Annotated in this window: 12 protein-coding genes; 1 reads left to right on the forward strand and 11 read right to left on the reverse strand. The window is 63.7% G+C overall.

Annotation, left to right across the window (positions count from 1 at the left end):
- Positions 1-81 precede the first annotated feature (81 nt).
- The 11 genes from NKJ84_RS08360 to NKJ84_RS08410 all read right to left on the reverse strand — a co-directional run bounded on the left by NKJ84_RS08360 (position 82) and on the right by NKJ84_RS08410 (position 12,074).
- The gene (locus tag NKJ84_RS08360; RefSeq protein ID WP_352506090.1) at positions 82-894 is read right to left on the reverse strand and encodes an enoyl-CoA hydratase family protein; all 813 of its coding nucleotides are present in this window, start codon (positions 892-894) and stop codon (positions 82-84) included.
- Entirely contained in the window at positions 891-1,361 is a 471-nt protein-coding gene (locus NKJ84_RS08365) for a MarR family winged helix-turn-helix transcriptional regulator (protein ID WP_254816232.1), read from the reverse strand. Before NKJ84_RS08365 ends, NKJ84_RS08360 begins: the two co-directional genes overlap by 4 nt.
- Positions 1,355-2,128, reverse strand: a complete 774-nt coding sequence (locus NKJ84_RS08370) for an SDR family NAD(P)-dependent oxidoreductase (RefSeq protein ID WP_352506091.1) — start codon at positions 2,126-2,128, stop codon at positions 1,355-1,357. Before NKJ84_RS08370 ends, NKJ84_RS08365 begins: the two co-directional genes overlap by 7 nt.
- Positions 2,125-4,419: a bifunctional salicylyl-CoA 5-hydroxylase/oxidoreductase gene (locus tag NKJ84_RS08375; RefSeq protein WP_352506092.1), complete on the reverse strand. Its 2,295-nt coding sequence runs from the start codon at positions 4,417-4,419 to the stop codon at positions 2,125-2,127. The genes NKJ84_RS08370 and NKJ84_RS08375 overlap by 4 nt, the downstream gene beginning before the upstream one ends.
- Before the next feature lie 143 nt (positions 4,420-4,562).
- Positions 4,563-5,162 carry a VOC family protein gene (locus tag NKJ84_RS08380; protein WP_352506093.1) on the reverse strand — a complete coding sequence of 200 codons (600 nt, stop codon included), beginning with the start codon at positions 5,160-5,162 and terminating at the stop codon, positions 4,563-4,565.
- A gap of 80 nt (positions 5,163-5,242) precedes the next feature.
- The gene (locus tag NKJ84_RS08385) at positions 5,243-6,073 is read right to left on the reverse strand and encodes an ATP-binding cassette domain-containing protein (RefSeq protein ID WP_352506094.1); all 831 of its coding nucleotides are present in this window, start codon (positions 6,071-6,073) and stop codon (positions 5,243-5,245) included.
- A complete protein-coding gene (locus NKJ84_RS08390; RefSeq protein WP_352506095.1) occupies positions 6,066-6,956 on the reverse strand; it encodes an ABC transporter ATP-binding protein in 891 nt (296 codons plus the stop codon). Before NKJ84_RS08390 ends, NKJ84_RS08385 begins: the two co-directional genes overlap by 8 nt.
- The gene (locus tag NKJ84_RS08395) at positions 6,953-7,801 is read right to left on the reverse strand and encodes an ABC transporter permease (RefSeq protein WP_352506096.1); all 849 of its coding nucleotides are present in this window, start codon (positions 7,799-7,801) and stop codon (positions 6,953-6,955) included. The genes NKJ84_RS08390 and NKJ84_RS08395 overlap by 4 nt, the downstream gene beginning before the upstream one ends.
- Complete coding sequence (locus NKJ84_RS08400) at positions 7,794-8,801, reverse strand: ABC transporter permease (protein ID WP_352506097.1); 1,008 nt, start codon at positions 8,799-8,801, stop codon at positions 7,794-7,796. Before NKJ84_RS08400 ends, NKJ84_RS08395 begins: the two co-directional genes overlap by 8 nt.
- Before the next feature lie 64 nt (positions 8,802-8,865).
- Positions 8,866-10,392 (reverse strand): ABC transporter substrate-binding protein, encoded by a 1,527-nt coding sequence (locus NKJ84_RS08405; RefSeq protein ID WP_352506098.1) that lies wholly within the window; start codon positions 10,390-10,392, stop codon positions 8,866-8,868.
- A gap of 107 nt (positions 10,393-10,499) precedes the next feature.
- The gene (locus NKJ84_RS08410; RefSeq protein WP_352506099.1) at positions 10,500-12,074 is read right to left on the reverse strand and encodes a phytoene desaturase family protein; all 1,575 of its coding nucleotides are present in this window, start codon (positions 12,072-12,074) and stop codon (positions 10,500-10,502) included.
- Positions 12,075-12,191: 117 nt separating this feature from the next.
- Between NKJ84_RS08410 and NKJ84_RS08415 the strand changes: the two genes are divergently transcribed.
- Positions 12,192-12,983 (forward strand): cyclase family protein, encoded by a 792-nt coding sequence (locus tag NKJ84_RS08415; protein WP_352506100.1) that lies wholly within the window; start codon positions 12,192-12,194, stop codon positions 12,981-12,983.
- Positions 12,984-13,022: the final 39 nt, after the last annotated feature.

A 13,022-nucleotide genomic window follows, 5' to 3' on the forward strand; every position in this document is an offset into this window, starting at 1 on the left:
CCCCTTGAGGGGGAGATGTCCGGCAGGACAGAGGGGGGCGCTGTCCCGCGAACCTGTCGGTCTTTATCGAAGAAAACATCCTCAATTCCCCTCGAACACCGGCTTTTCCTTGGCGACGAAAGCCTCGTACGCCCGTTCGAAATCGCGTGTCTGCATGCAGATCGCCTGCGCCTGCGCTTCCGATTCGATAGCCTGGTCAAGCCCCATCGACCATTCCTGATTCAGCTGCGTCTTGGTCATGCCGTGGGCGAAGGTCGGGCCGGAAACGACGCGCGCGGCCATGTCGAGCGCGTCGGCCTCAAGCGTTGCGGTATCGACCAGCCGGTTGTAGAAGCCCCAGCGCTCGCCTTCCTCGGCACTCATCGTGCGGCCGGTATAGAGCAGCTCGGCGGCGCGGCCCTGGCCAATGATGCGCGGCAGGATCGCGCAGGCCCCCATGTCGCAGCCGGCAAGGCCGACGCGGGTGAACAGGAATGCTGTCTTGGCCTGGGGCGTGGCGATGCGAATATCGGAGGCCATGGCGATAATCGCGCCGGCGCCGACCGCCACGCCATCGACCGCCGCAATAATCGGCTTGCCGCAATTCAGCATCGCCTTGACGAAATCGCCGGTCATGCGGGTGAAGGCGAGCAGCGCCTTCATGTCCATCTTGACCAGTGGGCCGATGATTTCGTGGACATCGCCGCCCGAGCAGAAATTGCCGCCATTGGGCAGGAACACCACAGCATCGACATCATCGGCGTAGACAAGGTCGCGAAATATGTCGCGCAATTCGGCATAGCCGTCGAAGGTCAGCGGGTTCTTGCGCTCCGGTCGATCGAGCCGGATCTTTGCGATCTTGCCTTCGACCTGCCAGAGGAAATGCTTCGGCTTGCGGCCGGCCAGCTTCGTCATTCCCGTCCCTCCCAATTGCTGCGGAAGGAGGTCAGCATGCCGGTCAGCCGGCGCGCCTCGTCCTCGCTCACATTGCCCAGCAACTCGCCGACCCATTTTTCATGCGCGGCGGCGATCACGGCGAAAGTCTTCGATCCCTCTTCCGTCAGCCGCACCATCGAAGTGCGGCGGTCGCCATTGCGTCGGGCCCGCATCACCAGCCCTTCCGAGACCAGCCGGTCGATGATGCCGGTGACATTGCCGTTGGACACCAGCAGGAAGCGCGAAAGATCGCTCATCAGCATGCCCTCCGGCGCGCGGTAGAGCGCGGCCATCACGTCGAAGCGTGGCAGCGTTGTGTTGAACTCTTGCCGCAGTCGTTCGCGCAGTTCGGCCTCGATGGTGCGCGAGGCGCGCAGCAGGCGAATCCACAGCCGCAGGCGGTCCTTGCCGGGTCCGGACGGGGCGGGTAGGGGACCGGCTACCATGTCTCACCTCCGGAGATCGAAATCGTCTGCCCGGTAATCGACCGGGCGGCGTCGCCACACAGATAAAGTACCGCGGCCGCAATTTCCTCCGGCTGGATGAAGCGGTCTTGCGGGTTGGTCGCGGCTAGGCTTGTCCGTGCCTGCTCGGACGAGCGGCCGGTCGTTTGGACGATGCGCTGGACGGTGCTCTCCAGCATCTCGGTTTCGACAAACCCTGGGCACACGGCATTCACTGTTATGCCGGACTTGGCGGTCTCGACGGCGAGTGCCCGCATCAGGCCGACGACGCCATGCTTGGCGGCAACGTAAGCTGCGACATAGGGATAGCCTTTCAGTCCGGCGGTGGAAGCGACGAAGATGATACGGCCAGTCTTGCGCACTGCCATGCCGGCCAGCGCCGGCTTCACCGTCAGGAACGCACCGGTCAAGTTGACGTCGAGCGTGCGCTGCCAGTCTGCCAGCGAGGTCCGCTGCGCCGGAGCACTGCCGGACATTCCGGCATTGGCAACGACGATGTCGAACGCTCCGTGTGCCGCTTCCGCGGCCTCGTAGAGTGCCGTCATCGATGCCTCGTCGGTGACGTCGGCGGCAACTGCGAAGATGCGCTTGTTCTCGGCGGCAACCTCGGCAAGCGGCTCCACGCGCCGGCCGCAGATGGTCACGTTAATGCCCGCGCCGGCCAGCGCCAGCGCGATCGCGCGGCCGACGCCGGAGCCGCCGCCGGTGACCAGCGCATGACGTCCCGAAATCATCGCCACGGCACTCATACTTTCAACCCCGCTGCCGCTTCGCGCTCGGCCAGCCGGTAGAGCTGGTCGCGGCCGGGCAGATAGGGATCCGGCCATTTGACGCCGCGGTCGCCAAGCGTGACGGCCGCGTGCAGTGTCCAGTACGGATCGGCAAGATGCGGCCTAGCCAGTGCGACGAGATCGGCGCGGCCCGCCATCAGGATCGAGTTGACGTGGTCCGGCTCATAGATATTGCCGACCGCCATCGTCGCCATGCCGACCTCGTTGCGGATGCGATCGGAAAACGGCGTCTGGAACATGCGGCCATAGACCGGTCTTGCCACGGCCGAAGTCTGGCCGGCCGATACGTCGCAGATGTCTACGCCGGCCTCATGCAGCAGCCGCGCGATCTCTACGGCGTCGGCCGGCGTCACGCCTTCGATACCCAGCCAGTCATTGGCGGATATGCGCATCGAGATCGGCTTCTCGGCCGGCCATGCGGCGCGCACCGCATGAAAGATTTCCAAGGGATAGCGCATGCGGTTTTCCAGCGAGCCGCCATAGGAGTCGGTGCGCCGGTTGGTCAAGGGCGTGATGAAGGAGGACAGGAGATAGCCGTGCGCGGCGTGGATTTCGAGCATGTCGAAGCCGCACCGCGCCGCCATCTCGGCCGAAGCGACAAACTGGTCGCGCACCATATCCATGTCGGCGCGGTCCATCGCCTTCGGCACCTGGTTTTCCGGCGACCACGGCACGGAAGAGGCTGCCATGACCGGCCAATTGCCTGAGGGCAGCGGCACGTCGGTTCCCTGCCAGCCGAGCCTGGTCGACCCTTTGGCACCGGAATGGCCGATCTGGGCGCAGATCTTGGCCTCGGTTTCGGCATGGACGAACTCGACCAGCCGCTTCCAGGCGACCTCATGCTCGGGCGCATAGAAACCGGGGCAGCCAGGCGTGATGCGGCCCTCCGCGCTGACGCAGGTCATCTCGATGTAGAGGAGACCGGCGCCGCCCTTGGCCCGTTCGGCGTAATGGGCGAAATGCCAGTCAGTCGGACAGCCGTCGACCGCTTTGTACTGCGCCATCGGCGAGACGACGACGCGGTTCTGCAGCGCCATGCCGCGCAGCCGGAACGGCGCGAACATCGGCGCGCGACGCAGATTGTTGCCGCCGGCGCCGGCCTGACGCTGGAACCATTCCTCGGCGCCGGCCAGCCATTCGGCATCGCGCAGCCGCAAATTCTCGTGACTGATGCGCTGCGAACGCGTCAAAAGCGAATAGTTGAACTGCACCGGATCGAGGCCGAGATAGCGCTCGACCTCTTCGAACCATTCGAGCGAATTGCGCGCCGCCGACTGCAGCTTCAGCACTTCGGTGCGGCGGGCGTCCTCATATTTGCGGAAGGCTGCTTCGAGGTCCGGTTCGGACTCGACATAGTCGGCCAGCGCCACCGCGCTTTCCAGCGCCAGCTTGGTGCCGGAACCGATCGAGAAATGCGCGCTCGCCGCCGCGTCGCCCATCAGCGCCAGGTTCTTGTAGGACCAGCGTTCGCACAAGACGCGCGGGAAATTGATCCACGCCGAGCCGCGGATATGATTGGCGTTGGTCATCAGCGCGTGGCCGCCGAGATGACGGGCAAAGATGCGCTCGCAGACGGCGATTGATTCCTGCTGCGACATCGCGCCGAAGCCGAAGCGCTGCCAGGTCTGCTCGCTGCATTCTACGATGAAGGTCGCGGTATCGCTGTCGAACTGGTAGGCATGCGCCCACACCCAACCATGCTCGGTTTTCTCGAAGATGAACGTGAAGGCGTCGTCGAATTTCTGGTGGGTGCCGAGCCAAACGAACTTGCATTTACGGATGTCGATATCGGGCTTGAACACGTCGACGAAGGTGCCCCGCGCTTTCGAGTTCAGCCCGTCGGCGGCGACAACCAGGTCGTGCGTCTCCATAAACGGCTTTGGATCGGCGATGTCGGTTTCGAAGACCAGCTTGACGCCGAGCTCGCGCGCCCGCCGTTGCAGCAGGGTGAGCAGCCGCTTGCGGCCGATGCCGCAAAAGCCATGACCGGTCGAGACCGTTCGCACGCGGTCATGGATGACGGCGATGTCGTCCCAATAGGCGAAATGCTTGCGGATCCAGACGGCGCTGACCGGGTCGTTTTTGGTCAGGTTCTCCAGCGTTTCGGCCGACAGCACGACGCCCCAGCCGAACGTATCATCGGCACGGTTGCGCTCGAATACCGTGACCTCATGCGCGGCATCCCTGAGCTTCAGCGAGATTGCAAAGTAGAGCCCGGCTGGTCCGCCACCGAGAACCGCAACTTTCATCGTGCGATCTCCTCTTCGCTTCTGTTTGTCGAGTTTACGCCTGAAGCAGATTAATTCAACCTTGAAGTTTCAGGATTGAAACAATCCGCCTCAGAAACCAAGCTTGCCGGCAGTCGGCTTGCGCTGGCCAGGGAAGCTCCGGGCTATTTCTCCGGGTTCTTCGGGCTCCACAGCACCGTCTCCGCATCTTTTTCATAGGCCATGCCATTGGGATAGCTGATCGCTTCCAACTGCAAGCCCCAGGGCGCCTGGAAGTAGAGGATGGTCTGGCCGGCGGCCGGGCCTTCGGTAACCGGCAGCGGCCCCATCCGCGTCTTGACGCCTTTGCCGTCAAGATAGGCTTTTGCGGCGGCGATATCGTCGACATAGAAGGCGATGTGGAAGCCGCCTATGTCGCTGTTGCGAGGCGTCAGGTCCTTCTGGTCCGGCGCGGTGTATTTGAACAGCTCGATGTTCGACCCGTGTCCGCAGCGGACCAGGGTGATCTCCTCGATCACTGCCCTAGGATCGACGCCCAGCAGATCCTGCATGAACGTGCCCTTGTCGTCGGCGAACGGGCCGAACGACATCGCCTTCTTGCAGCCGACCACCTTGATAAAAAACTCGACGGCCTGCTGCATGTCGGGGACGGTGACGCCGGTGTGGTCGTGGCCACGCATGCCGGGTATCGAATCAGCCGAGGCTGCTCCCATCGAGCCGGCCAGAGCGGCCGCAAGCATCGTGTTTCTGATTGCGTATTTCATTCCAGTTCTCCTCCGTTTCGCGAGCTGACTTGTCGGCGCACGTCGGGGGCCCGCTCTTCGGCGTGCGAGTAGGAATGTGTTCATGCCGGCGCCTTTGCGGCGGGAAGCAGCCAGGCGTCATCGATCTCGGGCAGCGGAATGGCGGCGAGGAGGTCGCGCGTGTAAGCCTGCTGCGGCTTCTCGAACAAAGTATCCGTCGCACTGGCTTCGACGATCGCGCCTTCGCGCATGACGATCACTTGCCGGCAGAGCCGCCGGATCACTGACAGGTCATGGCTGATGAACGCAACGGTCAGGCCCATCTCGGCGGCGAGTTTTTCCAGCAGCGTCAGGATCTGTGCCTGCGTCGACACGTCGAGGCCTGAGACGATTTCGTCGGCCAGCACGAATTTCGGCGACAGCGCCAGCGCGCGGGCAATGCCGACGCGCTGGCGCTGGCCGCCCGACAATTCATGACGATAGCGGCTGGCGAAGCCTTGAGGCAGGCCGACGCGCTGAAGCGCTTCAGCAACTCGGGCTTTCAGATTGTCGCCGAGGCCATTCTGTTTGAGTGGTGCGGCGATGATGCTGGCGATGGTGCGGCGTGGGTTAAGCGACGACATCGGGTCCTGGAAGATCATCTGCAGATCGCGGCGGACGGGCCGTAGCTCCGCCTCAGGCAGATGCGTGATGTCGCGGCCGTCGAAGCTGACGCTGCCGGCGCTGGGCTCCAGCAGACGCACCAGCGCGCGGCCGAGCGTCGATTTCCCCGACCCGGATTCGCCGACGATGCCGGTCACCGATCCCCTGGGCAGATCGAAGTCCAGGCCTTTCAGGATCTCGGCCAGCGGAGCGCGGCCAAACAACGGCTTGCGCGTCATGTCGGGTAAGGCAACCTTCAGCCCACGCACGGAAAACAGCGGCTCAGCCATGCGGGTGCCTCCAGGCCTGATCGGCGGCGGCGATCTCCGCGGCTAGCCCGGCCAGTACCGCCTCGTCCACGGGTTTCAGCGAAGCGAGGGGATCGGTGTAGCGCGGCGTCGCGGCCATCAGCGCCCGCGTATAGGGGTGCTGCGGGGCAGCGAAGAGAGCAGCCGTCTCGGCCTCCTCCACCACCTTGCCGGCGTAGAGCACTGAAACTTTCTGGCTTATCTTGGCGACGACGCCGAGATCGTGGGTAACGAACAGGATCGCCGTACCATGCTCGCGCTGCAATTGCGCGATCAGCCGCAAGATCTGCTTCTGCACGGTCACGTCGAGCGCCGTGGTCGGCTCGTCGGCGACGATCAGCCTTGGTTCGGCTGCGAACGCCGCGGCGATCAGCACGCGCTGGCGCATGCCGCCGGACAGCTCGTGCGGATAGCATTTGAGGACACGCTCGGGGTCGCGGATCTGCACCTCGTCCAGCAATTGGCGGATGCGTGTATCGGCCTTCTCACCGCTCCAGCCGAGGATGCGCACCAGCCGGTCGGTCATCTGTGGGCCGATTCGCCGTGACGGATTGAGCGCGGTCAGCGGGTCCTGCGGGATCAGCGCGGTGCGCGCGCCGATCAACGGGCGCCTTGCCTTCGGCTGAAGCTTGCCGAGGTCCTCGCCCTCGAGCAGCATGTCGCCTTCGACAATGCGCACGCTGGGTGGCAGCACGCCGAGCACCGCCTTGCCGATCATCGTCTTGCCGGCGCCGCTCTCGCCGACCAGCGCGCGGACCTCGCCGGGTTGAACGGAAAGCGATACCGAGCGCAACACGCGCAAGCCATTAGGCAGCACCGCGCTAAGGTCGCGTATGTCGAGGCAGGATTTCGCCAGCGCGTTCATCGCAGCACCGGATCGAAACGTGCCCTGAGACCTTCGCCGAACTGGCTGAACGACAGCACCGTAAGGATCAGGGTGACCAGCGGGAACACCAGCACCCACCAGGCCTGATGGACCGACAAGCGACCCTCTGCGATGATGCCGCCCCAGGTCGGGTCGTCGGTCGAGATCGACAGATTGACGAAGGACAGGATCGCCTCAACGATGACGGCAATGCCCATCTCCAGCGACAGCAGCGCCACGATCGACGGCACCACATTGGGCAGCACTTCGCGCAGCATGATGCCGATGCGGCCGTAACCGGCGATGCGGGCGTTCTCGACATAGTCCATGCGCGACTGGCCCATCGTCTCGGCGCGGATCACCCGGCAGAAGCGCGTCCAGTCGATGACGGCAATGGCAATGATAACCGAGCTCAAGCCGGTGCCGAGCACTGCGACCAGAAGGATGGCAAACAGCACCGGGGGAAACGCCATCCAGACATCGACGATACGCGAGATGATGCGGTCGGCCCAGCCGCCGAAATAGCCGGCGATCAGCCCCAGCGTCGAGCCGACCAGGCAGGCGGCAAGGGCTGCCGCGAAGGCGACGATGAAGGCGATGCGGGCACCGAAGATCAGCCGTGACAGAAGATCGCGGCCGAGGCTGTCGGTGCCGAGCCAGTAGCCGGGCTCAGCATCGCTCAGCCAGAACGGCGGCAGCCGCTCCAGCATCAAATCCTGCGCCAGTGGGTCCTGCGGCGCGACCAACGGCGCAAAAATCGCGGCCAGCAGCGCAATCAGCAGCCAACCGCCGGCCAGCCACAGGCGTGCCCGCGAGCCATGTCTTGAAATGCGGGCCTCATCCACGGCGCAGCCTCGGATTAAGCAGCGCATATATCATGTCCACGCTGAGGTTGATCAGCACGAACAACAGCGCGAACACCAGCACGATGCCCTGGATCAGCGGCAGGTCGCGGTTGATGACGGCATCGATCGCCATGTTGCCGAGACCCTCATAGGAAAATAGCCGCTCGACGATGACCGTGCCGCCGATCAGGAAGGTGAACTGCACGCCGACCAGAGTGAGCGTCGGCAGGGCGGCGTTCTTCAACGCCTCGCGCAGGATGACCTGCGTTTCCGAAAAGCCCTTTACCCGCGCCAACACGACATAGTCGAGGTCGAGCACTTCCTTCAACGACTGTTTCAGCAGCTGCGAGATGATTGCGGCGAGTGGCAGCGCCAAAGCCACGGCCGGCATCAGCATATGCGCCAGCAGGTCCTTGGTCAGGTCGAAGCGCAGCCGCACGATGCTCTCGAACAAATAGAACTGCGTGACGAAGGGCAGATCGAGCTGCGGCGACACCCGGCCGGAAATGTCGAAAACCGGCACCAGCACGCCGAACAGAAGGATCAGCACCAAACCCCACAGGAAATCGGGAATCGAGAGCGCCGCACCGCTGGCGATGTCGATGCCAGCCTCGACTGCGGTGCCGCGTTCGCGCGCGCCGAGGATCGCCGTCGTGCCGCCGATTGCCAGCGCCATCAAGAGCGCGACGATCGCGAGTTCCAGCGTCGCCGGCAGGCGGTTGAGGACCAGGCCCAGAACATCCTGCCGGAGCGAAATCGAGGTGCCGAAATCGCCCCTGACGACACCTGCCAGCCAGATGAAAAATTGCTGGACGATGGTCTTGTCCAGCCCGTAAAGCGCGCGCAGACGCGCGATGTCGGCATCGGTTGCACCGGGCGGCAGCATCATCGCGATCGGATCGCCTGGCGCGACACGGATGACGACGAAGACGACGACGGCCACGCCGAACAGCGTGATCGCCATCGTCAGAAGACGGATCAGGAATCTTTGCAGCAGCATGGTCGCCCGTGACAGAAAATGCGCGCCGTCATTCCGGACGGCGCGCGGCAAGCCGAAGACTGTCTCAGGCCGGGCTCATCAGCGCCGGCAACAGCGCGCCCGACACATGCTGCACGACATTGACGCCCTTGGCATGCACGATCGGCTGCGCATACTGGATCAGCGGCAGGACATAGGCCTGCTCGGCAATGTACTTGTCGACGGCCTTCCAGCCGGCAATGCGCTTGGCCTCGTCCTTCTCGCCCCACAGCGGGTTGATCATGTCGATCAGATCCTGACTGTCCCACACCGAATGCGGGCTCGGGCCATACATGGCAAAGCCGGTCGAGGTGGTCGGGTCGCCGATGGCGTTGCCCCAATTGTAGAAGGCGGCCGGCGCCAGCTTGTCGGCGGCGCGCAACTCATAGTGCTTGGCGATCTCGTAGACCTCGATCGTCGCCTCGATGCCGACCTTGCGCCACATGCCTACGATCGCCTGGATCATCTCGTAGTCCTTGGGCTTGAAGCCCTTGGTCGTCTGTATCGTGAACTTGACCGGCTTTTCCGGCGAATAGCCGGAGGCGGCCAGCAATTCCTTGGCCTTTTCCGGGTTATGCTCGGCTTTGATCGACGCATCGTAGGCGGCGTATTCCGGCGTCTCCAGCGTATCGATGGGCTGGCCGTAACCGCGCAGCAGCCGGTCGACCAAAAGCTTTTTATCGACCGCCATCACCGCTGCCTGGCGCACGTTCTTGTCCAGCATCACGTCGATGTCGTTGAAGAAGATCATGCCGATGTCGGAAACATTCTTGCATGAGCCGGTAAGTCCGTCCTTGGCGATCAGGCGGTCATATTCCTCATAGGGGATTTCGAGAGTCACCTGCGAGGAGCCGGACTCGATCTCGGCGACGCGGCTCGCCGCATCGGTGACGAACTTGATGGTTACGTTTTCGAAGGCCGGCTTGCCGCCCCAGTAGTTCGGGTTGGCCTTGAGCCGCAGGAAGGCGTTGCGCTCGAATTTGTCGACCATATAGGGCTCGGTGCCGATCGGGGCTTTCTCAAAACCCTCGGCGCCGACCTTTTCGTAATAGGCCTTCGGCATGATGTAGCCGGTGAGGAACGACATCCATTTGAAATACACCGGGTCGAATTGCACGACGTCGCCGGTGATCTTGTTGCCGTCGATCTTGAAGTTGTTGACGTTCTTCCAGACGAACTGGATCGGGTTGCCGGTCTTTTCATCGCCCGCCCGCTGCAGCGACCAGACCACGTCTTCGGCCGTGAATGGCGAACCGTCATGCCAGGTGACGCCCTCGCGCACCGTCATCATGATCTTGCTGCGATCCTCGTTCCAGCCCCATTCGGTGAGCAGGCCGGGCGCGAAAGAAAGATCCGGCTTCTGCGGGATGAACTGGTCGAACACCGATTGGTAGAGACCCTGGATGGTCGGGTTGACCGCCGAAGGCCCGGTGGTCGGGTCCCAGGACGGCAGGTTGACGTTGTAGGCGATAGTCAGTTCGCCGGCAGCCTTGGCGATTCGCGGCAGGCCGAGCGCCGTGGCGCCAAGTGCGGCCGCGCCGTATCCGAGCAATTCTCGTCTGTTGATTGTCATGGTCGTTCCCCTGTTGCTTTTATGCGCGGTGTCGTTGTCAATCGGTGGGTTCAGGCTCCTTGGGCAACCGCGCCTTGTCCTCCTTCACCCTGGATGAAAAATGGAGCCTACCTCCCGCCAAGTTGTTGTGCGAGCATGAAGCCCGACGCCGCCCCGGTGCCGGCGCCCGGCCATGTTGCCGCCCCGGTCAGGTGCAGATTGCCGATCGGCGTGTTCCAGCCGGCGTAACCGCGCGCCGGCCGGAACAGGAAATTCTGCACCAGATGATGGCTGCCGCAGACCTGGTCGCCCCCGACCAGGTTGGGATTCTCGCGTTCGAGGTCGATGGGCGAGAACACGGCGCGGCCGAGGATCTTCCGGCGAAGGCCGGGCGCATAGCGCTCGATAATGTCGAGGACGCGCTCGGCGTAGTGCTCCCTAGCCTCGTCCCAGTGGGCCGGCGCGATCATGCCCGCCGCATCGCCCACAATCTCGGCCGGCAGCATGCGCACCTGCACCCAGAGCACATGGTTGCCGTCGGGCGCGCGCGACGGATCGACCGCCGTCGGCTGGCCGACGACCAGCACCGGCTCGTCCGGCAGCATGCCTGCCATCGCCTGCTGATAGGTTCGCGACATGGCGTCGAGCGAAGGCGAGAGATGCACATAGGCGAACTGCCGAAGCTCGGCGCCGGCGCGCCAGTCCGGCAAATCGTCGAGTGCCAGATGGATCATCATCGTGCCCGGCGCGTGGCGGAATTTTTTCATGGCCGTGTCGAAGCCGGCGTCGCCCGATCCATTAGGCAACAGTTTCCCGGGCAGCGCCTTGGGCGCGACACCGGCGATGACGGCCCTGGTGGCGGTGTGAGTCTCGCCGGAAGCGAGCCGCACGCCGGTCGCCTTGCCAGCCGAAACCGTGATCTCGGCGACATCAGCCCCAGTGACGATCTTGCCGCCGGCGGCCGTGAGCATGCCCGACAAAGCGCGGATGATCGTGTCGGCGCCGCCTCTGCCGAGCAGCATGCCGAAGCACTGGTTGGCCATGGATTCGAGGTAAGGAAATACCGCGCCGCCAGCGATGTCAGGCGCGAAATCGAGATGCATGCCCCAGATGGCCAGCGTCGCCCTGACATGCGGTGACTCGAAAGTCTGCTCGAGCCACGCGCGGGGTGAGGAAAGCAGTAATCGGCCGGTATCGAGCGCGCCGCCAATACCCTTCTTGCGCCAGAGCTTCCAGGCCGTGCCGGCGAGCGCACGCCCACTCATCGGCGAGCCCAGCAGCCGGAACAGATGCTCGGCCTCCGCCGGGAATGCCGCAACCAGACGGCGCCATGTGGCTGCGTCGGTCGCGGAGAAGGCGGCCATCCGTCCAGTGGTCTTCTCCAGGTCGCTGCTGACGCCGAACCAGCGACCGTCGGGGAAGGCGCTGGCAAAACAGTCGGCCACCGGCACGAATTCCAGCCCGTAGGTTTTCAATTCATTTGCATATTTCTTGTGAAAGGCCGAGCCGGCGAACAGGCCCAGATTCATTGCGCCGAAATCGTGCCGGAAGCCTGGAAGCGTGAATTCGCGCGTCTGGATGGCGCCGCCGATCATTGGATTGCGTTCGAAAACCGCTGTTTTCCAGCCTTTGAGCGCCAGATGCGCGGCGCATGCCAGACTGTTGTGGCCTGCCCCGACAAATATGGCGTCGAACTCGCTCACGCCCCGTCCCATTTCCTTTATGCTTAAAGATAATTGCAGATGCATATGTTTTCGTCTAGTAGGATATTAAGGGCCGCGAGAGCCTTCAGAACCATCGAGAAAGAGGGAACAGAGACCATGGACACACAACAACTCCTCGGCGACGTCGCCGGCCAGCTTCTTTCAGGCGCCATCCAGGTGGTCGACCTGACGGCGCCGCTCGGGCCCAACACGCCGCTGATTAAGCTGCCGCCGGAGCTGGCGGTGGACACGCCGAAGGTCGAGATCCACGCCATCTCCCACTATGACAAGAACGGTCCGTGGTGGGCCTGGAACTGGCTGAAGCTCGGCGAACACTCGGGCACGCATTTCGACGCGCCGCAGCACTGGATCACCGGCAAGGATTATCCGGACGGTGCCACCGACACCATTCCGGTTCAGAATTTCGTCGGCCCGGTCAATGTCATCGACTGCTCGAAGCAAGCCGCCGCCGATCACGACTTCCTGCTCACCGTCGACCACATCAAGGCCTGGGAAGCCAAACATGGCGCTATCAACGCGGGCGAATGGGTGGTGATGCGCACCGACTGGTACAAGCGCAACGGCTCGGAAGCCGAGTTCCTCAACGCCAATGAGACCGGACCGCACACGCCCGGACCGACGGCCGAGGCCATCCAGTATCTGATCAGCAAGGACATCAAGGGCTGGGGCAGCGAGACGATCGGCACGGATGCTGGCAAAGCAGGGGGAATGGAGCCGCCATTCCCGGCGCACAGCCTGATGCACAAGGCCAACCGCTATGGGCTCGCCAGCCTGTGCAACCTCGACCGGCTGCCGCCGAAGGGCGCGATCCTGATCGCCGCACCGCTCAAGATCGAGCACGGCACCGGCAGCCCGATCCGCGCACTGGCGCTCGTGCCGAGACAATAGGGCAACTGGCGGTCTTCGGGAGAAGATCATGCTTGCAGG

The organism is Mesorhizobium sp. M0048 (assembly GCF_040323405.1).
Lineage (GTDB): Bacteria > Pseudomonadota > Alphaproteobacteria > Rhizobiales > Rhizobiaceae > Mesorhizobium.

Bases quoted from the DNA above. Each gene is read 5' to 3' on its own strand.
- NKJ84_RS08360 (WP_352506090.1), bottom strand. From the start codon at position 894: ATGACGAAGCTGGCCGGCCGCAAGCCGAAGCATTTCCTCTGGCAGGTC.
- NKJ84_RS08365 (WP_254816232.1), bottom strand. From the start codon at position 1,361: ATGGTAGCCGGTCCCCTACCCGCCCCGTCCGGACCCGGCAAGGACCGC.
- NKJ84_RS08370 (WP_352506091.1), bottom strand. From the start codon at position 2,128: ATGAGTGCCGTGGCGATGATTTCGGGACGTCATGCGCTGGTCACCGGC.
- NKJ84_RS08375 (WP_352506092.1), bottom strand. From the start codon at position 4,419: ATGAAAGTTGCGGTTCTCGGTGGCGGACCAGCCGGGCTCTACTTTGCA.
- NKJ84_RS08380 (WP_352506093.1), bottom strand. From the start codon at position 5,162: ATGAAATACGCAATCAGAAACACGATGCTTGCGGCCGCTCTGGCCGGC.
- NKJ84_RS08385 (WP_352506094.1), bottom strand. From the start codon at position 6,073: ATGGCTGAGCCGCTGTTTTCCGTGCGTGGGCTGAAGGTTGCCTTACCC.
- NKJ84_RS08390 (WP_352506095.1), bottom strand. From the start codon at position 6,956: ATGAACGCGCTGGCGAAATCCTGCCTCGACATACGCGACCTTAGCGCG.
- NKJ84_RS08400 (WP_352506097.1), bottom strand. From the start codon at position 8,801: ATGCTGCTGCAAAGATTCCTGATCCGTCTTCTGACGATGGCGATCACG.
- NKJ84_RS08405 (WP_352506098.1), bottom strand. From the start codon at position 10,392: ATGACAATCAACAGACGAGAATTGCTCGGATACGGCGCGGCCGCACTT.
- NKJ84_RS08415 (WP_352506100.1), top strand. From the start codon at position 12,192: ATGGACACACAACAACTCCTCGGCGACGTCGCCGGCCAGCTTCTTTCA.